General features: G+C 58.5%; 23 protein-coding genes. 8 read left to right on the forward strand and 15 right to left on the reverse strand.

Going from position 1 to position 26,559, the window contains the following annotated elements; genetic code table 11:
* Window positions 1–6 precede the first annotated feature (6 nt).
* From sucA to sdhC, 5 genes are all read right to left on the reverse strand, one after another.
* Window positions 7–2,814: a 2-oxoglutarate dehydrogenase E1 component gene (sucA, locus tag HMPREF3178_RS15870; protein WP_004100282.1), complete on the reverse strand. Its 2,808-nt coding sequence runs from the start codon at window positions 2,812–2,814 to the stop codon at window positions 7–9.
* A 380-nt stretch (window positions 2,815–3,194) separates the two neighbouring features.
* Window positions 3,195–3,911, reverse strand: coding sequence for a succinate dehydrogenase iron-sulfur subunit SdhB (sdhB, locus tag HMPREF3178_RS15875; RefSeq protein WP_004100281.1), 717 nt, complete (start codon window positions 3,909–3,911; stop codon window positions 3,195–3,197).
* A 15-nt stretch (window positions 3,912–3,926) separates the two neighbouring features.
* Window positions 3,927–5,693, reverse strand: a complete 1,767-nt coding sequence (sdhA, locus tag HMPREF3178_RS15880; RefSeq protein ID WP_017146333.1) for a succinate dehydrogenase flavoprotein subunit — start codon at window positions 5,691–5,693, stop codon at window positions 3,927–3,929.
* Window positions 5,693–6,040, reverse strand: coding sequence for a succinate dehydrogenase membrane anchor subunit (gene sdhD, locus HMPREF3178_RS15885; protein WP_004100278.1), 348 nt, complete (start codon window positions 6,038–6,040; stop codon window positions 5,693–5,695). The genes sdhA and sdhD overlap by 1 nt, the downstream gene beginning before the upstream one ends.
* Window positions 6,034–6,438, reverse strand: a complete 405-nt coding sequence (sdhC, locus tag HMPREF3178_RS15890; RefSeq protein WP_004100277.1) for a succinate dehydrogenase cytochrome b556 subunit — start codon at window positions 6,436–6,438, stop codon at window positions 6,034–6,036. The genes sdhD and sdhC overlap by 7 nt, the downstream gene beginning before the upstream one ends.
* A gap of 640 nt (window positions 6,439–7,078) precedes the next feature.
* On the opposite strand from sdhC, the gene gltA reads away from it, so the two are divergent.
* Window positions 7,079–8,362 (forward strand): citrate synthase, encoded by a 1,284-nt coding sequence (gene gltA, locus HMPREF3178_RS15895; RefSeq protein WP_004100276.1) that lies wholly within the window; start codon window positions 7,079–7,081, stop codon window positions 8,360–8,362.
* Between the two features lie 45 nt (window positions 8,363–8,407).
* Here the strand turns inward: gltA and nei are convergent, their stop codons facing one another.
* The 8 genes from nei to HMPREF3178_RS15935 form a co-directional block, all read right to left on the reverse strand.
* On the reverse strand, window positions 8,408–9,199 hold the full coding sequence (nei, locus tag HMPREF3178_RS15900; protein WP_017146334.1) for an endonuclease VIII: 792 nt from the start codon (window positions 9,197–9,199) through the stop codon (window positions 8,408–8,410).
* Between the two features lie 15 nt (window positions 9,200–9,214).
* Window positions 9,215–9,859 (reverse strand): pyroglutamyl-peptidase I, encoded by a 645-nt coding sequence (pcp, locus tag HMPREF3178_RS15905; RefSeq protein ID WP_017146335.1) that lies wholly within the window; start codon window positions 9,857–9,859, stop codon window positions 9,215–9,217.
* 9 nt (window positions 9,860–9,868) lie between these two features.
* On the reverse strand, window positions 9,869–10,864 hold the full coding sequence (locus tag HMPREF3178_RS15910; RefSeq protein WP_017146336.1) for a DUF979 domain-containing protein: 996 nt from the start codon (window positions 10,862–10,864) through the stop codon (window positions 9,869–9,871).
* The gene (locus HMPREF3178_RS15915; protein WP_004100271.1) at window positions 10,861–11,586 is read right to left on the reverse strand and encodes a DUF969 domain-containing protein; all 726 of its coding nucleotides are present in this window, start codon (window positions 11,584–11,586) and stop codon (window positions 10,861–10,863) included. Before HMPREF3178_RS15915 ends, HMPREF3178_RS15910 begins: the two co-directional genes overlap by 4 nt.
* Before the next feature lie 66 nt (window positions 11,587–11,652).
* On the reverse strand, window positions 11,653–12,399 hold the full coding sequence (pxpA, locus tag HMPREF3178_RS15920) for a 5-oxoprolinase subunit PxpA (protein ID WP_004100269.1): 747 nt from the start codon (window positions 12,397–12,399) through the stop codon (window positions 11,653–11,655).
* Window positions 12,389–13,321: a 5-oxoprolinase subunit PxpC gene (gene pxpC, locus HMPREF3178_RS15925; protein ID WP_004100268.1), complete on the reverse strand. Its 933-nt coding sequence runs from the start codon at window positions 13,319–13,321 to the stop codon at window positions 12,389–12,391. Before pxpC ends, pxpA begins: the two co-directional genes overlap by 11 nt.
* The gene (gene pxpB, locus HMPREF3178_RS15930) at window positions 13,315–13,971 is read right to left on the reverse strand and encodes a 5-oxoprolinase subunit PxpB (RefSeq protein ID WP_004100266.1); all 657 of its coding nucleotides are present in this window, start codon (window positions 13,969–13,971) and stop codon (window positions 13,315–13,317) included. The genes pxpC and pxpB overlap by 7 nt, the downstream gene beginning before the upstream one ends.
* A gap of 15 nt (window positions 13,972–13,986) precedes the next feature.
* Window positions 13,987–14,730 carry a type 2 GTP cyclohydrolase I gene (locus HMPREF3178_RS15935; RefSeq protein WP_004100265.1) on the reverse strand — a complete coding sequence of 248 codons (744 nt, stop codon included), beginning with the start codon at window positions 14,728–14,730 and terminating at the stop codon, window positions 13,987–13,989.
* A gap of 270 nt (window positions 14,731–15,000) precedes the next feature.
* Here HMPREF3178_RS15935 and dtpD point away from each other — a divergent pair, with 270 nt between their 5' ends.
* The gene (dtpD, locus tag HMPREF3178_RS15940) at window positions 15,001–16,482 is read left to right on the forward strand and encodes a dipeptide permease DtpD (protein ID WP_004100264.1); all 1,482 of its coding nucleotides are present in this window, start codon (window positions 15,001–15,003) and stop codon (window positions 16,480–16,482) included.
* Here dtpD and phrB read toward each other — a convergent pair.
* Both phrB and HMPREF3178_RS15950 read right to left on the reverse strand, forming a co-directional pair.
* The gene (gene phrB, locus HMPREF3178_RS15945; RefSeq protein ID WP_017146337.1) at window positions 16,451–17,893 is read right to left on the reverse strand and encodes a deoxyribodipyrimidine photo-lyase; all 1,443 of its coding nucleotides are present in this window, start codon (window positions 17,891–17,893) and stop codon (window positions 16,451–16,453) included. The genes dtpD and phrB overlap by 32 nt on opposite strands.
* A gap of 254 nt (window positions 17,894–18,147) precedes the next feature.
* Window positions 18,148–18,354: a DUF2517 family protein gene (locus HMPREF3178_RS15950; protein WP_004100261.1), complete on the reverse strand. Its 207-nt coding sequence runs from the start codon at window positions 18,352–18,354 to the stop codon at window positions 18,148–18,150.
* Window positions 18,355–18,664: 310 nt separating this feature from the next.
* Here HMPREF3178_RS15950 and kdpF point away from each other — a divergent pair, with 310 nt between their 5' ends.
* The 6 genes from kdpF to kdpE are packed head-to-tail and all read left to right on the forward strand — an operon-like array spanning window position 18,665 to window position 26,452.
* The gene (gene kdpF, locus HMPREF3178_RS30030) at window positions 18,665–18,754 is read left to right on the forward strand and encodes a K(+)-transporting ATPase subunit F (protein WP_016807944.1); all 90 of its coding nucleotides are present in this window, start codon (window positions 18,665–18,667) and stop codon (window positions 18,752–18,754) included.
* Entirely contained in the window at window positions 18,754–20,433 is a 1,680-nt protein-coding gene (gene kdpA, locus HMPREF3178_RS15960; protein WP_017146338.1) for a potassium-transporting ATPase subunit KdpA, read from the forward strand. The genes kdpF and kdpA overlap by 1 nt, the downstream gene beginning before the upstream one ends.
* Window positions 20,434–20,454: 21 nt before the next feature.
* Window positions 20,455–22,503, forward strand: coding sequence for a potassium-transporting ATPase subunit KdpB (gene kdpB / locus HMPREF3178_RS15965; RefSeq protein ID WP_017146339.1), 2,049 nt, complete (start codon window positions 20,455–20,457; stop codon window positions 22,501–22,503).
* Between the two features lie 10 nt (window positions 22,504–22,513).
* Window positions 22,514–23,089 carry a potassium-transporting ATPase subunit KdpC gene (gene kdpC / locus HMPREF3178_RS15970; protein ID WP_016807942.1) on the forward strand — a complete coding sequence of 192 codons (576 nt, stop codon included), beginning with the start codon at window positions 22,514–22,516 and terminating at the stop codon, window positions 23,087–23,089.
* Between the two features lies 1 nt (window position 23,090).
* Window positions 23,091–25,778 carry a two-component system sensor histidine kinase KdpD gene (gene kdpD / locus HMPREF3178_RS15975; RefSeq protein WP_016807941.1) on the forward strand — a complete coding sequence of 896 codons (2,688 nt, stop codon included), beginning with the start codon at window positions 23,091–23,093 and terminating at the stop codon, window positions 25,776–25,778.
* Entirely contained in the window at window positions 25,775–26,452 is a 678-nt protein-coding gene (kdpE, locus tag HMPREF3178_RS15980; RefSeq protein WP_004100256.1) for a two-component system response regulator KdpE, read from the forward strand. The genes kdpD and kdpE overlap by 4 nt, the downstream gene beginning before the upstream one ends.
* Window positions 26,453–26,559 lie beyond the last annotated feature (107 nt).

The raw sequence follows: 26,559 nt of genomic DNA on the forward strand, positions 1-26,559 counted from the left end.
CTTTAATTAATCGACGTTCAGCGCGTCATTGACCAGATCTTGTTGCTGTTTCTGGTGAACGGACAGGTATCCTACCGCCGGAGAGGCGGAGGCCGGGCGGCCTGCATAACGCAGAGAGGCCCCAAACGGAATCACTTCACGGAAGTGATGCTGGCTGCAGTACCACGCGCCCTGGTTGAGCGGTTCTTCCTGGCACCAGACAAAATCATGCACGTGCGCATAAGGCTTCAGCGCTTCCTGTACCGCCTGATGCGGGAACGGATAGAGCTGCTCTATGCGAACGATAGCGACATCTTTTTGCTCGTTTTTACGACGCTGTTCCAGCAGGTCGTAGTAAACCTTACCAGAGCACAGCACAACCCGCTTCACTGCTTTCGGATCGAGCTGGTCGATTTCACCGATCGCTGGCTGGAAAGTGCCGTTAGCCAGTTCGTCCATGCTTGATACCGCCAGCGGGTGACGTAGCAGCGATTTCGGCGACATCACGATCAGCGGACGACGCATGCCGCGCAGCGCCTGGCGACGAAGCATATGGTAAACCTGCGCCGGGGTGGACGGTACGCAAACCTGCATATTCTGCTCAGCGCAGAGCTGCAGATAGCGCTCCAGACGCGCGGAGGAGTGCTCCGGGCCCTGGCCTTCGTAGCCGTGCGGCAGCAGCATCACCAGGCCGCACATACGGCCCCATTTCTGCTCGCCGGAGCTGATGAACTGGTCGATGACCACCTGCGCGCCGTTGGCGAAGTCGCCGAACTGCGCTTCCCAGATGGTCAGGGTGCGCGGCTCAGCGGTGGCGTAGCCGTATTCAAACGCCAGCACTGCTTCTTCCGACAGCACGGAGTCCCAGACTTTAAAATGGCCCTGGCCGTTGTGCACGTGCTGCAGCGGCGTATAGGTTGAGCCATTTTTCTGGTTGTGAATCACCGCATGGCGGTGGAAGAAGGTTCCGCGCCCGGAGTCTTCGCCGGACAGACGCACCGAAATGCCTTCATCGACCAGCGTGGCGTAGGCGAGGTTTTCCGCGCCGCCCCAGTCAAACATCTTCTCGCCGGCGGCCATAAGCTGACGATCGCCGTAGATTTTCGCCACGCGCGACTGCATTTCAACGGCTTCCGGCACCGTACTGATGCGTTTTGCCAGCTCCTGCAGACGCTTAGGTTCAACTTTGTCTGGATAGCTCTCATCCCACTCGTGGTTGAGGTACGGAGACCAGGTAAAGGAGTGCATATTCATCGGACGCCACTCCTTCACCACGCATTCGCCGGCATCCAGCGCGTCGCGGTAGAGGTTAACCTGCTCAGTGGCGTCTTCCAGCGTCGCGACGTTATCCGCTTCCAGCTTGTCAGCGTAGATTTTGCGCGGGGTCGGATGCTTTTTGATTTTCTGATACATCAGCGGCTGGGTTGCGCTCGGCTCGTCGGCTTCGTTGTGGCCGTGACGGCGGTAGCACACCAGGTCGATGAAGACATCGCGTTTAAAGGTGTTACGGAAGTCCAGCGCCAGGCGAGTCACGAAAGCGACCGCTTCCGGATCGTCGGCATTCACGTGGAAAATAGGTGCCTGGACCATTTTACCAATATCGGTACAGTACGGGGTAGAACGCGCATCCAGCGGGTTGGAAGTGGTGAAACCCACCTGGTTGTTGATAACGATGCGTACGGTACCGCCGACTTCGTAACCGCGCGCTTTGGACATGTTCAGGGTTTCCTGAACCACGCCCTGGCCGGTTACCGCGGCGTCGCCGTGAATGGTGATCGGCAGAACTTTGTTGCTGCTCGGTTCGTCGAGACGATCGAGACGAGCGCGGACGGAGCCGATAACCACCGGGCTGACGATTTCCAGATGCGACGGGTTAAACGCCAGCGCCAGGTGCACCAAGCCGCCTTCGGTTTCCATATCGGAAGAGAAGCCCATGTGGTACTTCACGTCACCGGTGCCGAGGTGTTCTTTATGTTTACCGGCGAACTCGTCGAACAGGTCCTGCGGTTTTTTACCCAGCACGTTGACCAGCACGTTCAGACGTCCGCGGTGCGCCATACCCAGCACCACTTCGCGGGTGCCGCTCTTACCCGCGTGGCGGATAATCTCTTTCAGCATCGGGATCAGCGCGTCGCCGCCTTCCAGCGAGAAGCGTTTAGCGCCCGGGAATTTCGCGCCGAGGTAGCGCTCCAGGCCTTCCGCCGCGGTCAATTCGCTGAGGAAGCGTTTTTTCTCTTCGGCGCTAAAGTTCGCTTTGCCTGCTACCGACTCAATGCGCTGCTGGATCCAGCGTTTTTCTTCGGTGGAGGTAATATGCATATATTCCGCGCCGATGGAGCCGCAGTAGGTCTGCTTAAGGGCGGAGATCAGATCGCCCAGCTTCATCGTATCTTTGCCGATGGCGAAAGAACCTACGTTATAGATCTCCTGGAAATCGGCCTCGGTCAGATCGTGGTAAGCCGGATCGAGATCCGCCACTCTCTCTTGCTGCCACAGTCCCAGCGGATCGAGATTCGCATGCTGGTGACCACGGAAGCGGTATGCGTTGATGAGCTGCAGGACTTTAACCTGCTTCACATTGGTGTCAGGGTCGGAAATCGAAGAAGTGTAACGCGAGGCATCCTTCGCCAGGCGGCGGAAATAATCACGCGTTTTGGAATGAAATTGATCCGGTTTGACTCCGGTGCCAGGTAACTGCTGGAACATAGAACGCCAGTTGGCGTCAACAGAGTCAGGATCGGTTAAGAAGTCTTCATAGAGCTGTTCTATCCAGCTCTGGTTCGAACCAGAGAGGTAAGAAGAGTCCAGCCAGGCTTTCATTGCGCCGTTCTGCATCGTGATCCCTTAAGCATTTATATGCTTATTTCGCCGTAGAAACTACCACGCACAGAAGTTGTACGTGCCGGGGTTCACTTGTTGCGGAGGAGTTGTGGTTTCGTCCGCTAAGGAACCTTTAAAAACTGCCATTAATCTTCGGCGTTCAGGCTGCGGTTGCGTTAGCTGCCTTCACTTACCCCGGTCACATAGTTCATTATGCTCCCGGGGATGCGTTCAGTTGCCGCCTTACCTCGCTCTGAACGCCTTGATTACTGGTACATATTTGGCGGTTTTTAAAGATTTCCTGCTATATCCCCCGGCGGCGCGAACGCTTGCCGGGGCTACTGCTTCGGATTGCCCGGATACGCGGTAGCGCCATCCGGGACAGACCGGGTTACTTACGCACTGCGCTGCAGCAGCATCGACTTAATATGGCCGATGGCGCGCGTCGGGTTCAGCCCCTTAGGACACACACTGACGCAGTTCATAATGCTGTGACAGCGGAATACGCTGAAAGCATCGCTCAGCCCTTCGAGGCGATCGCTGGTTTCGGTATCGCGGCTGTCGATCAGGAAGCGATACGCGGCCAGCAGGCCAGCCGGGCCGATAAACTTGTCCGGGTTCCACCAGAACGACGGGCAAGAAGTCGAACAACATGCGCAGAGAATACACTCGTACAAACCATCGAGTTTCTCACGCTGCTCTGGCGTCTGCAGATGCTCACGAGCCGGAGGATTTTGCCCATTATTCAATAAGTAAGGCTTAATCTTCTCATATTGTGCATAGAATTGCCCCATGTCTACCACCAAATCACGGATAACCGGTAATCCTGGCAGCGGACGGATAACAATTTTCTTACCCGGCTGATTCAGCGCGGAGATCGGCGTGATGCACGCCAGACCATTTTTACCATTCATGTTCAGACCGTCGGAACCGCATACCCCTTCACGACAGGAGCGACGGAACGACAGCGACGGATCTTTCTCTTTCAGCTGGATTAACGCATCCAGCAGCATCATGTCACGACCCTCTTCCGCTTCCAGGGTGTAATCCTGCATACGCGGAGCATCGTCTACGTCCGGGTTATAACGATAAACTGAAAACTCGAGTTTCATATTCCTGTCTCCGCATTAATAAGTACGAATCTTCGGCGGGAATGCCGGACGCAGTTTCGGTTCCATATTGACGCTACGACGCGTCATGGATTCCGACTCTGGCAGATACAGGGAATGGCACAGCCAGTTTTCATCATCACGATCCGGGAAGTCGAAGCGGCTATGCGCGCCGCGGCTTTCGGTACGATAATTTGCAGACATTGCGGTGGCGTAAGCGGTTTCCATCAGGTTATCCAGCTCCAGGCACTCAACGCGCTGGGTGTTGAACTCGCTGGAAGTATCATCCAGACGGGCGTTTTTCAGGCGCTCGCGGATGGCTTTCAGCTGCTCAAGGCCCTTCGCCATCGCATCCCCTTCGCGGAATACCGAGAAGTTATGCTGCATACACTCTTGCAGCGCTTTGCGGATTTCGACCGGATCTTCGCCATTCCGGGTGCCGTTCCAGCGGTTCAGACGTTCCAGAGAAGCGTCGATCTCGTCATCCGTCGCATCGCGCAGTACGCCCTGCTCGGCGATAGACTCTTGCAGATGCAGACCTACCGCGCGGCCAAAGACCACCAGGTCAAGCAGCGAGTTGCCGCCCAGACGGTTTGCGCCGTGTACCGATACGCAGGCGATTTCGCCTACCGCAAACAGCCCCGGAATCACCACGTCTTCGCCCTGCTCGTTGACGGTCAGCGCCTGGCCGCTCACTTTGGTCGGAATACCGCCCATCATATAGTGGCAGGTTGGAATGACCGGAATCGGCTCTTTCACCGGGTCGACGTGGGCAAAGGTACGGGAGAGTTCCAGGATACCCGGCAGGCGGGACTCAAGCACTTCTTTACCGAGGTGATCGAGTTTCAGCTTGGCGTGCGGGCCCCACGGACCGTCGCAGCCGCGACCTTCACGGATTTCGATCATGATGGAACGCGCCACCACGTCGCGACCCGCCAGGTCTTTCGCGTTCGGCGCATAACGCTCCATAAAGCGCTCGCCGTGTTTATTCAGCAGATAGCCGCCTTCGCCGCGGCAGCCTTCGGTCACCAGAACCCCCGCCCCGGCAATACCGGTCGGGTGGAACTGCCACATTTCCATATCCTGTACCGGAACGCCGGCGCGGATCGCCATGCCAACGCCGTCGCCGGTATTGATATGCGCATTGGTGGTGGACTGATAAATACGGCCGGCGCCGCCGGTCGCCAGCACGGTAGCGCGGGCTTTGAAGTAAACCACTTCACCTGTCTCGATGCACAGGGCGGTACAGCCGACCACCGCGCCATCGGCGTTTTTCACCAGATCCAGCGCGTACCACTCGGAGAAAATCGTGGTGTGATTTTTCAGGTTCTGCTGATAGAGAGTATGTAGCAGGGCGTGACCGGTACGGTCAGCCGCCGCAGCGGTACGTGCCGCCTGCTCGCCGCCGAAGTTTTTCGACTGGCCGCCGAACGGGCGCTGATAAATCGTGCCGTTATCGAGACGCGAGAACGGCAGACCCATATGGTCCAGCTCCAGAATCGCTTCCGGGCCGGTTTTACACATATATTCGATGGCATCCTGATCGCCAATGTAGTCCGACCCCTTAACGGTGTCGTACATGTGCCATTCCCAGTTATCTTCATGGGTATTACCGAGCGCGACGGTGATACCGCCCTGTGCGGAAACGGTATGGGAACGGGTCGGGAAAACTTTGGAGAGCAGCGCACAGCTTTGGCCGCTCTGGGAAATCTGCAGCGCCGCGCGCATACCTGCGCCACCGGCACCAATCACAACTGCATCAAATTCTCTGACAGGCAATTTCATTACACACCCCACACCACAACAAATCCATAAAGAACGTAAGCCACCAGCGCAACAACGATCAGCAGTTGCAGAATTAAGCGCACGGCCAGTGGTTTAACGTAGTCCGTTAACACCTGCCACATGCCGATCCAGGCGTGGATCAGAATGGAAACGAGAGCCAGCAGGGTGAAGACTTTAGTGAACGCAGAGGAGAAAAAGCCCGTCCAGACTTCCCATGAAATTTCACCGGTGGTGGCAAAGAAGCCAACCATATAGATGATGTAGAGGGTCAGAACGATAGCGGTAGCACGGACCAGAATAAAGTCATGTACGCCGTTGCGTCCTAGTGCTGAGGCGTTGCTTACCATACGAGGACTCCTGCGAGAAGTGAAAGCACGACAGTAATAACAAAAGAAATTTTGGCGGAGCGTGTCCCTGATTCGAGAGTTTCTGCAAGATAGCCAAAATCCATCAGCAGATGGCGGATACCGACCACTGCGTGATACGCCAGCGCGGTCAGGATGCCCCACATGATGAATTTCACAAAGAAGCTATCCATAATGGATGCCGCTGTGAGGAAACCTTCGGGAGAGGAAAGGCTGGTGCCCAGCAGCCAAAGCAGAATCCCGATCGCCACGAAGGTGATCACTCCGGATACGCGATGGAGAATGGACGCTATCGCCGTGATTGGGAACCGGATCGTTTGCAGATCCAGATTGACAGGTCTTTGTTTTTTCACATTTCTTACCATGAATAACGCCCACATGCTGTTCTTATTGTTTCCTTCCTCCGGTCTGCTTGCGGGTCAGACAGCGTCCTTATCTATAACTAAAAGTCATGTTAAAACGCCTTTCCAGGAGTTAAAGCGTGACAAAATAACGCTGGGTGGCTCGGGATTGCAGGGTGTTCCGGAGACCTGGCGGCAGTATAGGCCGTTCACAAAATCATTACAATTAACCTACATATAGTTTGTCGGGTTTTCTCCCGAACAGTGATCTATGTCACGATAACAACATATTTTTAATTTTTAATCATCTGATTTGACAAATATTAAACATTATTGTTACAACCATTACCAGATAAATGCAATAATACGCAAAAGTTATGGGGTCACTCTTTTACCTGAGAATAAGTTATGCAACAGTGAGAGAGTATTGACCGATGTAATCAGGACAGTTATTAGTGGTATATAGTTTTATAATATTCGGGCTGCTAAAACGCTGATTTGCTGCTGTTTCATCGTAGGCTGAAGACGTACCATCAAGCGCCCTTGCTCTGTACCCTGCCCCTTTCGCGACGCAGAGCGATGTGCAACATAACAAACTGGTAACGTCATCTGCTACGGGCCGAATGCAAATCCACCACCCCGGCAGTCTTAAGCAATAAAGGCGCTAAGGAGACCATAAATGTCTGATGCTAAAGCAAAAATCACCCTGGGTGGTGATACTGCTATTGAACTGGATGTGCTAAAGGGCACTCTCGGTCAGGATGTTATTGATATTCGTAGTCTTGGTTCAAAAGGCGTATTTACTTTTGACCCTGGTTTCACCTCAACCGCATCCTGCGAATCTAAAATCACCTTTATCGACGGTGATGAAGGTATCCTGCTGCACCGCGGTTTCCCGATCGATCAGTTAGCAACCGACTCTAACTATCTGGAAGTATGCTACATCCTGTTAAACGGTGAGAAACCGACCCAGGCGCAGTACGACGAATTTAAAACCATCGTGACGCGCCACACCATGATTCACGAGCAGATCACTCGTCTGTTCCACGCGTTCCGCCGCGATTCTCATCCGATGGCCGTAATGTGCGGTATTACCGGCGCGCTGGCTGCGTTCTATCACGATTCGCTGGATGTAAATAACCCACGCCACCGCGATATCGCCGCATTCCGTCTGCTCTCCAAGATGCCGACGATGGCGGCAATGTGTTACAAATATTCCATCGGCCAGCCTTTCGTTTATCCGCGCAACGACCTCTCCTACGCGGGTAACTTCCTGAATATGATGTTCTCCACGCCGTGTGAAAAATATGAAGTGAACCCGATTCTGGAACGCGCAATGGACCGTATTCTGATCCTGCACGCCGACCACGAACAGAACGCTTCCACCTCCACCGTGCGGACTGCCGGCTCTTCCGGCGCCAACCCGTTCGCCTGCATCGCTGCAGGCATTGCTTCCCTGTGGGGACCGGCACACGGCGGCGCCAACGAAGCGGCGCTGAAGATGCTCGAAGAGATCAGCTCCGTTGAACACATTCCGGAATTCGTCCGTCGCGCGAAAGACAAAAACGACTCTTTCCGCCTGATGGGCTTTGGCCACCGCGTGTACAAAAACTATGACCCGCGCGCCACCGTGATGCGTGAAACCTGTCATGAAGTGCTGAAAGAACTGGGAACGAAGGACGATCTGCTGGAAGTGGCCATGGAGCTTGAGCACATTGCGCTCAACGATCCGTACTTCATCGAGAAGAAACTCTACCCGAACGTCGATTTCTATTCCGGTATCATCCTCAAAGCGATGGGCATTCCGTCTTCGATGTTTACCGTTATCTTCGCGATGGCGCGTACCGTGGGCTGGATTGCGCACTGGAACGAAATGCACAGCGACGGCATGAAAATCGCCCGCCCGCGTCAGCTCTATACCGGCTACGAAAAACGCGACTTCAAGAACGATATCGCCCGCTAAGTCAGCTTTCGCAGCGACAAAAAACGCGCCTGAAGGCGCGTTTTTTTATTGCTGGCAGCCCGGGCACCAGTAAAACGGCCGCGACGATAGCATGGTCCTCTCGATAATCCCGCCGCAGCGCTCGCAGACCTCACCCTGGCGATGAAAAACCTTAAAGCGAAACAGCGCGCCGTGGTGCTTATTGTCGTCCACCAGACCGCGCGTGTTATAGGACAAACGCGGGAGCTCCAGCAGCGCATGGGCCAGCGCATCGAGCTGCTTTTCATCCAGTTCAGAGGCTTTATGACGACCGGTTAGCCCGACCTGCCAGAGGATCTCCACGCGCAGATAGTTGCCCAATCCGGCAAGAAACGCCTGATCCAGCAGCAGTCCGGAGAACTGGCGGTTGCGGAATTTCGCCGACAGCAGCCGCTCTTTAACCTGTTCAACGCTAAGGCTCATATCGAGCACATCCGGTCCGACCCGCAGCAAAAATGGGTGTCGGGCGAGCTGCTCGGGCGTCAGCATTTCAATATCGGAGGCGCTGTAGAGCAAAATCGCTCTACGCGCCGTCTGCAGCCGAACGCGCAACACGCGCGTGGTTTCTGGCTGCGCCCCCGCATCCACCACTCGCCAGACGCCATACAGCTGGTTGTGGCTATACAGCGTTAATCCGCCGGAGAAATGGGTCAACAGCGCCTTACCGCGTGTTTCAATGCGCGTCACTCGCTGGCCGACAAGCTGAGATTGGTAATGTTGTAACTGCGGGAAGGCGAACCACGCCTCAGTCAGGGGTTCGCCTTTAATCGCCGCTTCCAGGCTATCCGCCGCACGGCGAATTTCCGGACCTTCCGGCATAATAATATCCTTGTGTTAATGCGTTGCGCCGCCGCCGATTTTTACGTCGCCATCCTGCTGCAGGGCAACGGCGATAGCCGTTTCCAGCGCCGCACGCACCGTCTCTACCGCCATACTGGCGGCCCCGGGGTGAGCCGCGGCCTGCTCAGGCAAATACGGAATATGGATAAACCCGCCCTTCACGCCGCTGCTGTTATGCAGGCTATGCAGCAGACCGTACATCACGTGATTACAGACAAACGTCCCCGCCGTCTGCGATACCGACGCCGGGATCCCCTTGCTGCGCAGCGCGGCAACGATCGCTTTGATCGGCAGCGTGCTAAAGTACGCCGCCGGACCGTCAGCCACGATCGGTACGTCAATGGGCTGCAGACCTTTATTGTCCGGGATCCGCGCATCATCGACGTTGATCGCTACCCTTTCAACGGTGATGTCGACACGACCGCCCGCCTGACCAATCGCCAGGATCAGGCGCGGCTGCAGCTCATCCAGCGCGGCGTTCAGCGCCGTCAGGGCATCGCCGAAGACGCAGGGCAGCTGCCGCGCCACCGCCGGTTGCCCGGCAATGATAGCGCCATCCAGCTGCTTTACCACTTCCCACGAAGGGTTAACCGCTTCGCCGCCGAACGGTTCAAAACCGGTAATCAATACGCCAGCCATCATCCCTCCTTACAGGAACATCAGGAAATAGAGCAAAAATACGTTCACGATAAGCAACATAATGCCGGTCGGCACCTGGGCTTTGATCACCGCGTTTTTGTCCGGCAGCTCCAGCAGCGCGGCCGGGACGATATTGAAGTTCGCCGCCATAGGCGTCATCAGCGTTCCACAGTAGCCGGAGAACATGCCAATTGCCGCCATCACCGCCGGGTTACCGCCGTGCTGCAGCACGAGAATCGGGATCCCGACCCCTGCCGTCACGATGGGGAAAGCGGCAAACGCGTTGCCCATCACCATCGTCAGCAGCGCCATCCCAAGGGTATAGACGGCGACGGCGATAAACCGGCTGTCCACCGCCAGATAGTGCTGCGTCAGCCAGGAGATGCTGTTGCCGACGCCCGCGGCGGTAAACAGCAGCCCAAGAACCGCCAGAATTTGCGGCAAAATAAACGCCCAGCCCACAGAATCCAGCAGACGGCGAGCTTCCTGTAACGGCTGAACCGCCGTTTCATGGGTCATGCGGATAGCCATCACCAGACCAATCAACGTGCCCGCGGTCATTGAAAACAGCGTAATCAGCGTGGCGTGATTGCCCGGGCCAAAGATAGCGACCTGCAGCGAGGGCAAATTATTAAACAGCAGGACGCCGATCACCGTCACTACCGGGATCGCCAGCGCCGGGAAAAACAGCCGATTGCCGAGGCGCGCGGCGCTGGCGCTGCGTTCTTCCTGCGAGCTCTGGTGATAACGACCGAGACGCACGCCGCCAAATCCGGCGATCAGCGCCAGCACCACGACCACCACGCCAACGCCGATGTTGACGAGGCGCTTGTCGCCGACCAGGGCATAGGTCCAGTCGCCGAACAGAAAGACCACGCCGTACAGACCCCAGAACAGACCGGTTGTCAGCCTGCGCGGATTAGCCTTATCGCGCCATGACATCACCGCTACCACCAGCAGAACGACGCCCGCCAGCCAGTACAGCCAGGTTTGCTGAAAATTCATACGGCACCGCCTTTCGCCTGCCCGGCGTTAACCTTGTCCAGCTCGCGCTGGAGATGACGGTCGAGGCGCCACAGGCGGGCAGAGTGGATCAGGAAGGCGCATACCGCCGTTGGGATCCCCCACAGGGCAATATGCAGCGGCTCAGTCTGAATGCCCCCCGACTCCAGCATAAAGTTATGCATAAAGATAATCGCCCCGAAGGCAACGAAAATATCTTCGCCGAAGAACAGGCCCACGTTGTCGGTGGCCGCCGACATCGCGCGCAGGCGATAGCGGACATTTCCCGGCAAGGCGCCAAAGTTTTTTTCCGCCGCCCCTTCCGCCATCGGCGCCAGAAGCGGGCGCACCATCTGCGGATGACCGCCCAGGCTGGTAAGGCCCATCGCCGCGGTCACTTCACGCACGAAAAGATAGACGATTAGCAGACGACCGGCGGTGGCGCTGCGGATTTTCGCGATCCACGTCTGCGCGCGCTCTTTCAGACCGTGCCGCTCCAGCAGGCCAATCACCGCCAGCGGCAACAGAAGAATAAACGGCAGATTGCGGGTATTGAGAAATCCTTCACCCAGCTTCTCCAGAATGGTCGCGATCGGCATATGCGCCGTCAGACCCGTGATGATCCCGGAAACAATAACCACCAGCACCGGGTTAAAACGCAGAACAAATCCGACCACGATCGCGGCAATGCCGATCAGCGGCCAGAGAGATAATGACTCTCCCATAATTACATCCTGTATGTTGTTGTGAAGTGTTGTTTGTTGTTAATTTATTGATTAATAATATTATTTTTATTCTTCTGCTTCCGCGCTCACCTGAATGTTACGTCCGGCGAACGCCGCGCGCAGGCGACGCGCAAAATCCAGCGCATGCTCGCCGTCGCCGTGCAGACAAACGGTTTCCGCCACCACGTGCGCCCATTCGCCGGTGATGCTGCGTACCCGGCTGTGCTGCACCATTTCCAGCGTTTGCGCCAGCGACTGCTCTTCACTCTCGATCAATGCCCCAGGCTGGGTGCGCGGCACCAGGCTACCGTCCGCCAGATAGCCGCGGTCGGCGAAGACCTCCTGGCGGGTGGTCAGTTGATAACGCTGCCCGGCGCGAATCAGCTCGCTGCCCGCCAGGCCCACCAGCACCAGACCGGCGTCAACGTCATATACCGCTTTGGCGATAGCGTCAGCAAGCTGCGGATCTTTTGCCGCCTGGTTATAGAGCATGCCGTGCGGTTTGACGTGCTGTAGTTCGCCGCCCTGCGCGCGCACCAGCGCCGCCAGCGCGCCCACCTGATACAGCGTTTGCGCATAAACCGTCTCCGGCGGCAGCTGCATCGCCGTGCGGCCAAAATTTTCCCGGTCGGGGAAGCTGGGGTGCGCGCCCACCGCGACGCCATATTTCAGCGCTTCGCGCACGCACTGCAGCATCATCACCGCATCGCCCGCATGGAAACCGCAGGCGATATTGGCGGAGGAGACCAGCTGCAGTAGCGCGCTATCGTTGGCGCAGCCTTCGCCAAGGTCGGCGTTTAAATCAATCTTCATCGTTCAGTCTCCATGCCAGTTGTTCAAAATAACGTTGCCGGTCGGCGCGCGCCTTCAGCGCCTCCTCCAGAGAGCAGGGAACAAAGTGGATCGGCTGCCCCAGCGGGATTTGCGCCAGCTGATACATATCGGCCTCGATAATCGTCGCGATGCGCGGGTAACCGCCGGTGGTCTGGGCATCGTTCATCAGTACGATAGGTTGACCGTTATGCGGAACCTGCACCACGCCAGGCAGCAGACCGTGCGAAAGCATCTCGCGATCGGTCGTCCGCTTCAGCGGTTGCCCCTGCAGACGATAGCCCATGCGGTTGCTCTGCGGGCTAAGCTGCCACGGCGAACGCCAGAAAGTGTCCTGCGACACGCTGTCAAACTCCTGATACTCGGGGCCGGGCAGCGCGCGGATGCGGTTGCCGATGGGCAGTTGCTTCACCCCGCGCGGCCCGCGGAACTGCTTATCCGATTTCCCCAGCTTCAGTCGGTCTCCATCCTGCAAACGTCGACCTTCCAGACCGCCAATACCCACTTTCAGATCGGTACTGCGCGAGCCCAGCACCTTCGGCACCGCGATGCCGCCCGCCACTGCCAGATAGCTGCGCACGCCGTGCTGTGGATTCTTGAGCACCAGACGCTGCCCGGCCTTGACCGCCGTCCGCCAGCCCACCCACACCGGCTCGCCGTCAAGCTTCGCCTCGCAGGCGGCGCCGGTGAGCGCGAACCAGCCGCTGCGTTCAAATTGAATATCCACCTGGCCCAGCGTGATCTCCAGAGCCGCGGCATTGGCCCCGTTGCCCACCAGCAGATTCGCGGTAACCAGCGCCGGTTTATCCATCGCACCGCAGCGGCTGATGCCCAGCTGACGCAGACCTTCACGCCCGCCGTCCTGCACCGAGGTATACATCCCGGCACGGATGATTTTTAACATACGCCCTCCTTTTGCGGGACGAAACGCACTCTGTCGCCGGAGCGCAGCAGCACCGGCTCCTTGCGCTTCGGATCAAATAGCGCCAGCGGCGTTCGGCCCAGCAGCTGCCAACCTCCCGGCGTCGCCAGCGGATAAATCCCGGTCTGCGCTCCGCCGATCCCTACCGAACCCGCCGGCACCAGCAGGCGCGGTTCCGCCCGCCGCGGCATCGCCAGGCGCTCCGGCAGGCCGCCGAAGTAGGGGAACCCCGGCTGGAAGCCGAGGAACCACACCACGTACTCCACCGATGAATGCAGCTCCACCACCTGCTTTTCGCTCAGTCCGCTGTGGCGAGCCACTTCCCCCAAATCCGGACCGCCTTCGCCGCCGTAAACGACCGGCACCAGAATCTCCCGCGATTCCGGTTCGAGCGTATCGCACTCCTCCCACCAGATTTGCAGGCGCTCGATCGCGTCCCACGCCGTCTGCTGGGGATTTCGCAGTATCACGGTAATGTTGTTCATACCCGGAACGGCTTCCACCACCTCGGTATGACCAACCAGCCGTTGGGCTAATCGCCAGATCCGCTTCTGACTCTCCAGCGTCACCGGAGGTTCAAGCTCCAGGACGACTGCCGTTTCACCTAATAAATAACAACGCGCTCGCTGCACTTTTACCTCCGTTCATCAGGCCGGGTTCGGGATATCAATAAAGGTGACATCCAGCTCGGTATTTTCCGTCAGCCATTCGCTTAACGCGCGAATTCCGCCACGCTCGGTGGCATGATGTCCGGCGGCGTAAAAATGCAGCCCCTGCTCGCGCGCCGAATGGATGGTTTGCTCTGAAACTTCGCCGGTAATAAATGCATCAACGCCAAAGCGGGCTGCGCTGTCGATAAAGCTCTGGCCGCCGCCGGTACACCACGCCACGCGGGCCACTTTGTCCGGCCCGGTGTCGCCGCACCACAGCGGTTTGCGCCCCAGCCGCGCTTCAATCCACGACGCCAGTTCCAGGCCCGAGACCGCCATCGACAGTTCGCCCCACGGCACCAGCGGTTCAATTTCGCCCATCACATTAATGCCGAGCAGCGACGCCAGCTGGGCGTTATTGCCCAGCTCCGGATGGGCATCAAGCGGCAGATGCCAGCCGTAAAGGTTGATGTCGTTAGCCAGCAGCGTTTTGAGGCGGTTACGCTTCATGCCGCGAATAATCGGCGACTCGCCTTTCCAGAAGTAGCCGTGGTGGACGATGACCGCATCCGCCTCAAGACGGACGGCCTCATCAAGCAGCGCCTGGCTGGCGGTTACGCCGGTGACGATTTTCCGAACCGTCTCGCGACCTTCCACCTGGAGCCCATTGGGTGCGTAATCACTGATGGCCGCGCTATTGAGTTTTTCATTAATCAGTTGTTCCAGTTCACTATTTTTCATTGCCGTTCCACCAGGTCATCGTTTTATGCAGAGGAATAACATAACGGTATCCGCCCAATCCGTCGATAGTCCTGCCGCGTCGCCGCCAATTTTGCCCATTCACAAAATCCCGCAATTTGTCTACTCACTCCCTCGCGCATTCGTGTATATTTATGCACTATTACAGCATATTAAATAACCAGAAAGCCTATAAGGCCATGAATATCACTAGCGAGTGGCTATTCATGCAGAAAGATCGACTTTCATTTTTATGGCAGGACAAAGCGTTTCATGAACACACAATCTTCACAGCCGCGGGCGATTTATTACGTCGTCGCGCTGCAAATCTGGGAATACTTCAGTTTTTACGGCATGCGCGCGCTGCTCATTCTTTATCTCACCAATCAGCTCAAGTATGACGATAATCATGCCTATGCGCTGTTCAGCGCCTACTGTTCTTTAGTCTACGTCACGCCGATTCTCGGCGGCTTCCTGGCCGATAAGCTGCTGGGCAACCGTATGGCAGTGATGCTCGGCGCGCTGCTGATGGCCATCGGCCATCTGGTGCTCGGCGCCAGCGAAATCGCCCCCACCTTTCTCTATCTGTCGCTGGCGATTATTGTCTGCGGCTACGGGCTGTTTAAATCCAACGTCAGCTGTCTGCTCGGTGAACTGTATGAACCCACAGACCCGCGTCGCGATGGCGGTTTTTCGCTGATGTACGCGGCGGGCAACGTCGGGTCTATCGTCGCGCCAATCGCCTGCGGCTACGTACAGCAAGAGTACAGCTGGGCGATGGGCTTCGCGCTGGCGGCCGTTGGCATGATTGCCGGGCTGGTGATTTTCCTCAGCGGTAATCACCATTTCCGCCACACCCGGGGCGTGAATCGCGAAGCGCTGCGGGCGCGGAGTTTTGTCTTACCGAACTGGGGCTGGCTGCTGGTTCTGCTGATCGCCGCGCCGCTGCTGATCACCGTGCTGTTCTGGCAGGAGTGGTCGGTGTACGCGCTGATTGTCGCGACGGTGATTGGTCTGGCGGTACTGGCGCGGATCTACCTGCGGGCAGAGACCGCCAGGCAGCGTAAAGAGCTGCGCCTGATTATGGTGCTCACCTGCTTCAGCCTGCTGTTCTGGGCCTTTGCGCAGCAGGGCGGCAGCTCCATCAGCCTGTACATCGACCGTTTTGTTAACCGTCATTTTATGGGCTATGAGATTCCGACCGCGATGTTCCAGTCGGTCAATGCCTTTGCGGTGATGCTCTGCGGGGTGGTTCTGGCGTGGCTGGTGAAAGAAAACATCAACGGCAACCGTACCGTGCGCATCTGGGGTAAGTTCGCGCTGGGCCTTGGCCTGATGAGCGCCGGGTTCTGCATCCTGACCCTTAGCGCACGTTGGTCAGCCGCCTATGGGCACTCCTCAATGCCGCTGATGGTGCTGGGCCTGGCGGTGATGGGGTTTGCCGAACTGTTTATCGACCCGGTGGCGATGTCGCAGATTACCCGTATCGAGATCCCCGGCGTGACCGGCGTGCTGACCGGCATATATATGCTGCTCTCCGGCGCTATCGCCAACTATCTGGCTGGGGTTATTGCCGATCAAACCTCGCAGGGATCGTTCGACGCCGCCGGAGCCATCAACTATTCAATTAATGCCTACATTGAGGTGTTCAGCCAGATAACCTGGGGCTCGCTGGCCTGCGTCGGCCTGGTGCTGGCTATCTGGCTGTATCACTCCGTTAAGATCAGGGCTCGCCGCCTGGCGATGGAGTCTTAACTTCTCTGGCGGCTTCCCAGGCCGCCAGCGTCTCCAGCCGCGCCTGTTTGTGATCGACAATCGGGCGCGGATAATCCAGCGTTACGCCCTGTTTCTCCGCCCACAGCCACGGTTGATGCAGCGCTTTCTCAGGCACCCCGGCCAGCTCCGGTAGCCATTGACGAATAAACTGCCCCGCTTTGTCGAAGCGCTCTCCCTGGGTCGTAGGGTTAAAAATACGAAAATAGGGCGCGGCATCGGTGCCGGTCGAAGCCGCCCACTGCCAGCCGCCGTTATTCGCCGCCAAATCGCCATCTATAAGCTGTTCGATAAAATAGCGCTCCCCCAGCCGCCAGTCGATGCGCAGATCTTTCGCCAGAAAACTGGCGACAATCATCCGCAGGCGGTTATGCATCCAGCCGGTCGCATTAAGCTGACGCATCGCGGCGTCGACAATCGGGAAGCCGGTTTGCCCACGCTGCCAGGCCTGAAGCGCGGTTTTATCGTCCAGCCAGGCAACCTTATCGGTCCAGCCAATAAAAGGCCGACCTTTACACAAGTCCGGGCAGTAAACCATCAGGTGGCGATAAAACTCGCGCCAGATAAGCTCGTTGAGCCATACCGCTCCGGCTTCGCCATCCAGCGCCCGCGGCAGCTCCACCAGTAAGCGGTGCAGACACTGGCGCGGCGAGAGCGCGCCCACCGCCAGGCACGGCGACAGCCGGCTGGTCCCTTCGATGGCCGGAAAATCGCGCTGCTGTTCATATTCGGCGGCCTTTTGCTGGCAGAAGCCGCGAAGCCGGGCGATAGCGCTTTTTTCATCCGCGGCGAACAGTTCGCTATCAAATGACGTCTGTGGAAAATCTATTTTTACTGCAGACGAGGCTGTGATGGGCCCACCCGCACGGACTTTCGGCGCGGCGACGCACTCCGGCAGCGCCTCCTGTAAACGCCGAATAAAAGCATTTTTAAACGGCGTAAATACCTTATACATTTCGCGGCTGCCGGTCAGCACGCTGCCGGGCGACAGCAGCACGCTGTCATCAAACCCCTGACAGGTCACCTCTGCTAAGGTTCTCTCCACCGCCGCATCGCGCTGGCGCTCATTGATTTCATACTGGTAGTTGTAAAACAGATGCGTCACCTGCTGCTGCCGGCAAATGCTGACGAGTAGCTCTACGCTGGCGGTGAAATCTTCAGCATGTTCAATCTGCAGCGGGATCCCCTTTTCGGCCAGCGCCGCTTGCAGGCTGTGCAGATGGCTGACCATAAACGCCGCCTGGCGCGGCGCCATACCGTGCTGACGCCATTGCCCTGGCGTGGCGATGAATAATCCCAGCACCCTGGCATGCGGATCGCGGCAGGCGGCGGCGAGCGCCAGGTTATCGTGGATGCGCAAATCCGCGCGAAACCAGACCAGATGGGTGGCCATAACATTCCTTTCATCATGAAAATTGATAAGTTCGACGTATATTTAATCCTCCCGCAGGTTAACCTTCGGGGAGTGAATAAGTGTAAGCCACTCATGGCAAAAAAAAACCGCCGGATAAACCGGCGGCATGATGATAAAGCAATCTGTTGGCATGCTGTGTCGCGAGTCTGGCGGAGGAGACAGGGTAAATAAACCGCAATCTCAATACATTAGCCTGTTTCCACGGCGCGCACGCGCTGAGCCATAAGCCGTTATTAATAAAAATCTGCGGAGGCTTTTTCGGCCTGCGCCATCCATACCGGCTGTTCGCTGGTCTTTGCCCACACGCGGTGCAGCCAGCTGTAAAAACGGGCGCGATCTTTCCAGAACAGCATCACCGGCAGCGCCAGTACGCCAGCCGCCACGGCGAAAGCGCGACGCGCAAAGATGATATGAGCAGGATAAGTTTTGTACAACGCCATAATTTCTCTCCCCTTTGTCAGGCCGGCAAGTAAAGCCGGTAAAGTTAATCTGTTTCTCTGCTTAAAATAGTACCGCTTTGGCTGTAATTTTACTACTCATCCGACCACTAAAAAACGCCTATTCAGGATTTATTTACATTCATCCGGTAATTAAGTTACATAAAGGTTAAATTAATACTAATCATTAGTTAAATTGTGGTTTTGGCCATTTTTATATTTTTTTTACACCCCCGTGGCTGATTTTTGCGAAATCTTTGCGCCCGACTTCCTATTCTCCTCGTAAATCAAAAAAGACATCCGGAGGTGGATTGTGACTACAGGCGTAATCGCTGGCGTAGCGCTGGTGTTCCTGTTGCTGGTTTATCTGGTTTATGCCCTGATACATGCGGAGGCATTCTGATGGCCGCTCAAGGTTTTTTACTCATCGCGACTTTTATTCTGCTACTAATGATCCTCGCTCGTCCGCTGGGTACGGCGCTGGCGACGATGATCAATGATATGCCGCTACCGGGTCTGGCCCGGATTGAACGCGGTTTATGGCAGGCAGCGGGGATTCGTTCGCAGGAGATGAACTGGCTCCAGTATTTAGTGGCGATTCTGCTGTTTAACGCGCTGGGTCTGGCGGCGCTGTTCGCTCTGCTGATATTTCAGGGCTCTCTGCCGCTCAACCCGCAGCATCTGCCCGGTCTGTCATGGGATCTGGCGCTGAATACGGCGGTGAGCTTTGTCAGTAACACCAACTGGCAGGCCTATGCCGGTGAAGCCACCATGAGTAGCCTTAGCCAGATGGCCGGGCTGGCGGTGCAAAACTTCCTCTCCGCCGCTACCGGCATCGCGGTGATCTTTGCCCTCACCCGCGCATACGCCCGGCAGAAAGTCACCGCTCTGGGCAACGCCTGGGTCGATCTGACCCGCATTACTCTCTGGGTGCTGCTGCCGATTTCGCTGCTGATTGCGCTGTTCTTTATCCAGCAGGGCGTGCCGCAAAGTTTATCGCCGAATCAGGAATTTACCTCGCTTGAAGGGGTACGCCAGATGCTGCCGTTGGGGCCGGTGGCTTCGCAGGAAGCGATAAAAATGCTGGGTACCAACGGCGGCGGCTTCTTTAACGCCAACTCGGCGCATCCCTTTGAAAACCCCACCGCGCTGACCAACCTGGTGCAGATGCTGGCGATCTTTCTCATTCCGGCGGCGCTGTGCTTCGCTTTCGGTGAGGCGGTGGGCGATCGCCGTCAGGGTCGGGCGATTCTGTGGGCGATGACGCTCATCTTCATCGTCTGCGTGGCGGTAGTGATGTGGGCAGAAACCCGCGGCAACCTTCACTTGCTGAGCCTTGGCGCCGACAGCAGTAGCAACATGGAAGGCAAAGAGAGCCGGTTCGGTATTCTCGCCAGCAGCCTGTTTGCCGTGGTCACCACCGCCGCGTCCTGTGGGGCAGTCAACGCCATGCACGACTCCTTTACCGCGCTGGGCGGGATGGTCCCTATGTGGCTGATGCAGATAGGCGAAGTGGTCTTCGGCGGCGTCGGCTCGGGTCTGTACGGCATGCTGCTGTTCGTGATGCTGGCCGTGTTTATCGCCGGGCTGATGATTGGCCGCACCCCGGAATACCTCGGGAAAAAAATCGACGTCCGCGAAATGAAAATGATCGCGCTGGCGATCCTCGTTACCCCGACGCTGGTACTCCTCGGCACGGCGCTGGCGATGCTGACCGAGGCCGGTCGCGCGGGCATGTTTAACCCCGGGCCGCATGGCTTCAGCGAAGTACTGTATGCCGTCACCTCAGCGGCGAACAACAACGGCAGCGCCTTTGGCGGCCTCAGCGCGGCAACACCGTTCTGGAACCTGCTACTGGCATTCTGCATGCTAGTCGGCCGCTTCGCGGTGATTATCCCGGTGATGGCGATTGCCGGTTCGCTGGTGACGAAGAAAATTCAGCCCGCCGGCAGCGGCACGCTCGCCACCCATGACGCGCTGTTTATCGGCCTGCTGATCGGCACCGTACTGTTGGTCGGCGCCCTGACCTTTATTCCCGCGCTGGCGCTCGGCCCGCTGGCAGAACATTTTTCCTTACTTTAAGCGATTGCGGAGCAACCTGTTATGAGTCGCAAATCATTAGCCCTGCTGGAGCCGACGCTGGTGCGTCAGGCCCTGCTCGACGCCGTGAAAAAACTGAGCCCTGCCGTACAGTGGCGTAACCCGGTGATGTTTATCGTCTGGATCGGCAGCCTGCTCACCACCCTGCTGGCCATTGCCATGGCGAGCGGGCAAATCGCCGGCAGCGCCGGATTTACCGCCGCTATTAGTCTCTGGCTGTGGTTCACCGTCCTGTTCGCCAACTTCGCCGAAGCGATGGCGGAAGGCCGCAGTAAAGCGCAGGCCAACAGCCTCAAAGGTGTCAAAAAGACCGCCTTTGCCCGTAAGCTGCGCGCGCCGCAGCACGATGCGCAAATTGACCACGTCCCCGCCGAAGAGCTGCGTAAAGGTGACGTGGTGCTGGTGGAAGCGGGAGATATTATCCCCTGCGATGGCGAAGTTATCGAAGGCGGCGCATCGGTAGATGAGAGCGCCATTACCGGTGAGTCCGCGCCGGTTATCCGCGAATCCGGCGGCGACTTCGCCTCGGTGACCGGCGGGACGCGTATTCTCTCCGACTGGCTGGTGATCCGCTGTAGCGTCAACCCGGGCGAAACCTTCCTTGACCGGATGATCGCCATGGTTGAAGGTGCTCAGCGCCGCAAGACGCCGAACGAAATTGCGCTAACCATCCTGCTTATTGCCCTGACGCTGGTATTCCTGCTGGCCACCGCCACTATCTGGCCCTTCTCCGCCTGGAGCGGTAATGCGGTCAGCGTAACGGTACTGGTGGCGCTGCTGGTATGCCTGATCCCCACCACTATTGGGGGCCTGCTGTCGGCCATCGGCGTTGCCGGGATGAGCCGCATGCTCGGCGCGAACGTCATCGCCACCAGCGGCCGCGCGGTTGAGGCGGCGGGCGACGTCGACGTCCTGCTGCTGGACAAAACCGGCACCATTACCCTCGGCAACCGCCAGGCTTCGGCATTCCTGCCTGCGCAGGGCGTGGAAGAGAAAACCCTTGCCGATGCCGCCCAGCTGTCGTCGCTGGCCGATGAAACGCCGGAAGGCCGCAGCATCGTCGTCCTGGCCAAACAGCGCTTTAACCTGCGCGAGCGCGATCTCCAGTCGCTGCATGCCACCTTTGTGCCGTTTACCGCCCAGACCCGGATGAGCGGCATCAACATCGACCAGCGGATGATCCGCAAAGGTTCCGTAGATGCCATCCGCCGCCACGTTGAGGCCAACGGCGGCCACTTTCCGGCCGATGTCGATAAGCAGGTTGAAGAAGTGGCGCGTCTTGGCGCGACGCCGCTGGTGGTCGCCGAAGGCGAGCGGGTGCTGGGGATTATCTCGCTGAAAGATATCGTGAAAGGCGGCATCAAAGAGCGTTTTGCCCAACTGCGTAAAATGGGGATTAAAACGGTGATGATCACCGGCGATAACCGACTGACCGCCGCCGCTATCGCCGCGGAAGCCGGAGTGGACGACTTTCTCGCCGAAGCGACGCCGGAGGCCAAGCTGGCGTTGATCCGCCAGTATCAAGCGGAAGGTCGGCTGGTGGCGATGACCGGCGACGGTACCAACGACGCCCCGGCGCTGGCGCAGGCCGACGTGGCGGTCGCGATGAACTCCGGTACCCAGGCGGCGAAAGAGGCGGGCAATATGGTGGATCTCGACTCTAACCCCACCAAACTGATCGAGGTCGTACATATCGGTAAACAGATGCTGATGACCCGCGGATCCCTGACCACCTTCAGTATCGCCAACGACGTGGCGAAGTACTTTGCCATCATTCCGGCCGCCTTTGCCGCCGTCTATCCGCCGCTGGCGATGCTCAACGTGATGCATCTGCACTCGCCCTCTTCGGCGATCCTGAGCGCGGTGATTTTTAATGCGCTGATTATCATCTTCCTGATCCCGCTGGCGCTGAAGGGCGTGAGCTATAAGCCGCTGACGGCCTCGGCGATGCTGCGCCGCAACCTGTGGGTCTACGGCCTGGGCGGACTGCTGGTGCCCTTTATCGGTATCAAAGCTATCGACCTGTTATTGACCCTGACCGGGCTGCTGTGAGGAAAAAACCATGTCATTCATTCGTCCTGCCCTTGTACTGTTTATTCTGTTAACGCTGCTCACCGGCGGCGTCTACCCGCTGTTGACCACCGCGCTGGGACAATGGTGGTTCCCACAGCAGGCCAACGGCTCGCTGGTGCGGATTGACGGCGAAGTGCGCGGTTCCCGTCTCATCGGGCAGAACTTTACCGCGCCGGGCTATTTCCAGGGCCGCCCTTCCGCCACGGCGGAGATGCCGGATAACCCGCTGGCCTCCGGCGGCAGCAACCTGGCCGCCAGCAATCCGGCGCTGGACAACGCCATCAGCGAACGGGTGCAGGCCCTGCGCGCCGCCAATCCGGACGCCAGCGCCACGGTTCCGGTGGAGCTGGTCACCGCCTCGGCGAGCGGACTGGATTACAGCCTGACGCCTGCCGCCGCCCTGTGGCAGGCGCCGCGCGTCGCCAAAGCGCGACAGCTCAGCGTGGAGCAGGTCACGCAACTGGTGAACGAGGCAACGCAAAAACCGTTGCTCAGTTTTCTCGGCCAACCTGTGGTAAATATACTGCAGCTGAATATGTCGCTGGATGCCCTGAAGGATAAGTAAGATGAGTGATGAGCCGCTGCGTCCGGACCCTGATCGCCTGCTGCAACACGCCGCCGCCCCGCATCGCGGTAAGCTAAAGATATTTTTCGGCGCCTGCGCTGGGGTCGGTAAAACCTGGGCGATGCTGGCGGAAGCGCAGCGGCTGCGCGCCCAGGGGCTGGATATCCTGATTGGCGTGGCGGAAACCCACGGGCGTAAAGAGACGGCGGCGATGCTTGAGGGGCTGAGTACCCTGCCCCAGCGCCGCCTTTCCCACCGCGGGCGCTACGTGAAGGAGTTTGACCTTGACGGCGCCCTGGCCCGCCGCCCGGCGCTGATCCTGGTCGATGAGCTGGCGCACAGCAACGCGCCCGGATCGCGTCATCCTAAACGCTGGCAGGACGTCGAAGAGCTGCTGGAAGCCGGCATCGACGTGTTTACCACCGTTAACGTTCAGCACCTCGAGAGCCTGAACGATGTCGTCAGCGGCATCACCGGCGTGCAGGTTCGCGAAACCGTCCCCGATCCGTTTTTCGACGCCGCCGACGATGTGGTGCTGGTTGACCTGCCTCCGGACGATCTGCGTCAGCGGCTCAATGAAGGTAAAGTCTATATCGGCGGTCAGGCTGAGCGGGCCATTGAAAACTTCTTTCGCAAGGGCAATCTCATCGCCCTGCGCGAGCTGGCGCTACGCCGTACTGCCGATCGAGTCGATGAGCAGATGCGCGCCTGGCGCGATCGCCAGGGCCAGGAAAAAGTCTGGCATACCCGCGACGCCATTTTGCTCTGCATCGGCCATAACACCGGCAGCGAAAAGCTGGTGCGCGCCGCAGCCCGGCTGGCCGCCAGATTGGGCAGCGTCTGGCATGCGGTGTATGTTGAAACCCCGTCGCTGCACCGCCTGTCGGAGGCGAAGCGGCGGGCGATTCTCGCCGCGCTCAGGCTGGCGCAGGAGCTGGGAGCGGAAACCGCCACCCTCTCCGATCCATCCGAAGAGAAGGCCGTTCTGCACTACGCCCGCGAACATAATCTCGGCAAGATAGTGATTGGCCGCCAGCAGAAAAGGCGCTGGTGGGATCGCGGCGGCTTCGCCGATCGGCTGGCCCGTCACGCCCCGGATCTCGATCTGGTGGTGATCGCGCTGGATGAAAAAGCCGCCTCCCTGCCGGCTCGCGCCAGCGATAGCCGGACGGCGATGGATAAATGGCGTCTACAGCTCCAGGGCTGCGTCGTCGCCATCGCGCTGTGCGCGGTGATTACCGTTGTCGCCATGCAGTGGCTGATGGCCTTTGAGGCCGCCAACCTGGTGATGCTGTATCTGCTTGGCGTGGTGATTATCGCTCTCGTGTATGGCCGTTGGCCGTCGGTACTGGCGACGGTGATTAACGTGGTCAGCTTCGATCTGTTTTTCGTTGCGCCGCGCGGTACGCTGGCGGTTTCAGATGTACAGTATTTACTCACCTTTGGCGTGATGCTGACCGTCGGGCTGCTTATCGGCAACCTCACCGCCGGCGTTCGCTACCAGGCGCGGGTGGCGCGCTATCGCGAGCGGCGCACCCGGCATCTGTACGAAATGTCCAAAGCGCTGGCGGTGGGCCGCAGCCGTGAAGATATCGCCGCCACCAGCGAACGGTTTATCGCCTCGACGTTTCAGGCGCGCAGTCAGCTACTGCTGCCCGATGAGATGAACCGGCTCTCTCCATTGACTCAACCCACCGCGGCCATCACCTGGGACGACGCGATCGCCCGCTGGAGCTTCGATAAGGGGCTGCCCGCCGGGGCGGGTACCGATACGTTACCCGGCGTCCCCTACCAAATCCTGCCGCTGAAAAGCGCCGCCCGTACCTGGGGGCTGGTGGTGGTGGAGCCGGCTAACCTGCGCCAGCTGATGATCCCCGAACAACAGCGCCTGCTGGAAACCTTTACCCTGCTGGTCGCCAGCGCGCTGGAGAGACTGACGCTCACCGCCAGCGAAGAGCAGGCGCGGCTGAACAGCGAGCGGGAAAGCCTGCGCAACTCGCTGCTGGCGGCGCTGTCTCATGATTTACGCACCCCGCTGACGGTGCTGTTCGGCCAGGCGGAGATCCTGACCCTCGATCTTGCCAGCGAAGGGTCGAAACACGCGCCGCAGGCCAATGAGATACGCCAGCACGTACTGAACACCACCCGGCTGGTGAATAATCTGCTGGATATGGCGCGGATCCAGTCCGGCGGATTTAATTTGCATAAAGAGTGGTTAACCCTCGAAGAGGTGGTCGGCAGCGCGCTGCGCATGCTGGAACCGGGGCTCGGTGGGCGGCATATTCAGCTCGATCTGCCGGACCCGCTGCTGCTGGTACACGTCGATGGCCCGCTATTTGAACGGGTGCTGATTAATCTGCTGGAAAACGCGGTGAAGTACACCGGGCCGCAGGCGCAAATCGGCATCGCGGCGCATGTCGACCCGCACCATTTATTGCTTGAGGTGTGGGATAACGGGCCGGGTATTCCTCCAGGGCAGGAACAGGCTATCTTTGATAAATTCGCCCGCGGCAATAAAGAGTCGGCGATCCCCGGCGTAGGCCTCGGACTGGCGATTTGTCAGGCCATCGTTGAAGTGCACGGCGGAACGATTAGCGCCGAGACGCGCCCGCAAGGCGGCGCCTGTTTCCGTGTTACACTGCCGCGAGAAGCGCCCCCTGAACTGGAAGAGTTAGCCGAGGAAATGTGATTAACGTTCTGATTATCGAAGACGAAAACGCTATCCGCCGCTTTCTGCGCACCGCGCTGGAAGCCGACGGCATGCGCGTATTTGAAGCAGAGACGCTGCAGCGCGGGCTGATCGAAGCCGCGACCCGCAAGCCGGATTTAGCTATTCTCGATCTGGGTCTGCCCGATGGCGACGGCAACGCGTTTATTCGCGAGGTTCGCCAGTGGAGCCAGATGCCGATTATCGTGCTGTCGGCGCGCACCGAGGAGCAGGACAAAATCGCCGCCCTTGACGCAGGAGCCGATGACTATCTCAGTAAACCCTTTGGCATTGGCGAGCTGCAGGCGCGACTGAGGGTGGCGATGCGTCGCCATGCCGGCGCCCAGGCCGACGAGCCGCGGGTGCGTTTTGCCGATATTGACGTTGATATCCCCGCCCGCCGCATCGTGCGCGGCGATGAAGAGATCCACCTGACGCCGATTGAGTTTCGCCTGCTGGTGGTCCTGCTCAACAACCCTGGCAAAGTGCTGACCCAGCGACAGCTGCTCAACCAGGTCTGGGGGCCAAATGCGGTGGAGCACAGCCACTACCTGCGGATTTATATGGGGCACCTGCGGCAAAAGCTGGAGGCCGACCCGGCCCGTCCGCAGCACTTGCTGACCGAAACGGGGATCGGCTATCGGTTTATGCCCTAGCCGTTGTCCCCGGCTCGCGCTTCGCTTAGCCGGGCTACAGTTCCTGCGCTGTTTCATCGCGGTGGCGCTGCGCTGACCGGGCTACGGGTTCACCGTCGACTGCGGAC

It is taken from the genome of Klebsiella sp. HMSC09D12 (assembly GCF_001808475.1).
GTDB classification, from domain to species: Bacteria; Pseudomonadota; Gammaproteobacteria; order Enterobacterales; family Enterobacteriaceae; genus Klebsiella; species Klebsiella oxytoca.

Bases quoted from the DNA above. Each gene is read 5' to 3' on its own strand.
- sucA (WP_004100282.1), bottom strand. From the start codon at position 2,814: ATGCAGAACGGCGCAATGAAAGCCTGGCTGGACTCTTCTTACCTCTCT.
- sdhB (WP_004100281.1), bottom strand. From the start codon at position 3,911: ATGAAACTCGAGTTTTCAGTTTATCGTTATAACCCGGACGTAGACGAT.
- sdhA (WP_017146333.1), bottom strand. From the start codon at position 5,693: ATGAAATTGCCTGTCAGAGAATTTGATGCAGTTGTGATTGGTGCCGGT.
- sdhD (WP_004100278.1), bottom strand. From the start codon at position 6,040: ATGGTAAGCAACGCCTCAGCACTAGGACGCAACGGCGTACATGACTTT.
- sdhC (WP_004100277.1), bottom strand. From the start codon at position 6,438: ATGTGGGCGTTATTCATGGTAAGAAATGTGAAAAAACAAAGACCTGTC.
- gltA (WP_004100276.1), top strand. From the start codon at position 7,079: ATGTCTGATGCTAAAGCAAAAATCACCCTGGGTGGTGATACTGCTATT.
- nei (WP_017146334.1), bottom strand. From the start codon at position 9,199: ATGCCGGAAGGTCCGGAAATTCGCCGTGCGGCGGATAGCCTGGAAGCG.
- pcp (WP_017146335.1), bottom strand. From the start codon at position 9,859: ATGGCTGGCGTATTGATTACCGGTTTTGAACCGTTCGGCGGCGAAGCG.
- HMPREF3178_RS15910 (WP_017146336.1), bottom strand. From the start codon at position 10,864: ATGAATTTTCAGCAAACCTGGCTGTACTGGCTGGCGGGCGTCGTTCTG.
- HMPREF3178_RS15915 (WP_004100271.1), bottom strand. From the start codon at position 11,586: ATGGGAGAGTCATTATCTCTCTGGCCGCTGATCGGCATTGCCGCGATC.
- pxpA (WP_004100269.1), bottom strand. From the start codon at position 12,399: ATGAAGATTGATTTAAACGCCGACCTTGGCGAAGGCTGCGCCAACGAT.
- pxpC (WP_004100268.1), bottom strand. From the start codon at position 13,321: ATGTTAAAAATCATCCGTGCCGGGATGTATACCTCGGTGCAGGACGGC.
- HMPREF3178_RS15935 (WP_004100265.1), bottom strand. From the start codon at position 14,730: ATGAAAAATAGTGAACTGGAACAACTGATTAATGAAAAACTCAATAGC.
- dtpD (WP_004100264.1), top strand. From the start codon at position 15,001: ATGAACACACAATCTTCACAGCCGCGGGCGATTTATTACGTCGTCGCG.
- phrB (WP_017146337.1), bottom strand. From the start codon at position 17,893: ATGGCCACCCATCTGGTCTGGTTTCGCGCGGATTTGCGCATCCACGAT.
- HMPREF3178_RS15950 (WP_004100261.1), bottom strand. From the start codon at position 18,354: ATGGCGTTGTACAAAACTTATCCTGCTCATATCATCTTTGCGCGTCGC.
- kdpA (WP_017146338.1), top strand. From the start codon at position 18,754: ATGGCCGCTCAAGGTTTTTTACTCATCGCGACTTTTATTCTGCTACTA.
- kdpB (WP_017146339.1), top strand. From the start codon at position 20,455: ATGAGTCGCAAATCATTAGCCCTGCTGGAGCCGACGCTGGTGCGTCAG.
- kdpC (WP_016807942.1), top strand. From the start codon at position 22,514: ATGTCATTCATTCGTCCTGCCCTTGTACTGTTTATTCTGTTAACGCTG.
- kdpD (WP_016807941.1), top strand. From the start codon at position 23,091: ATGAGTGATGAGCCGCTGCGTCCGGACCCTGATCGCCTGCTGCAACAC.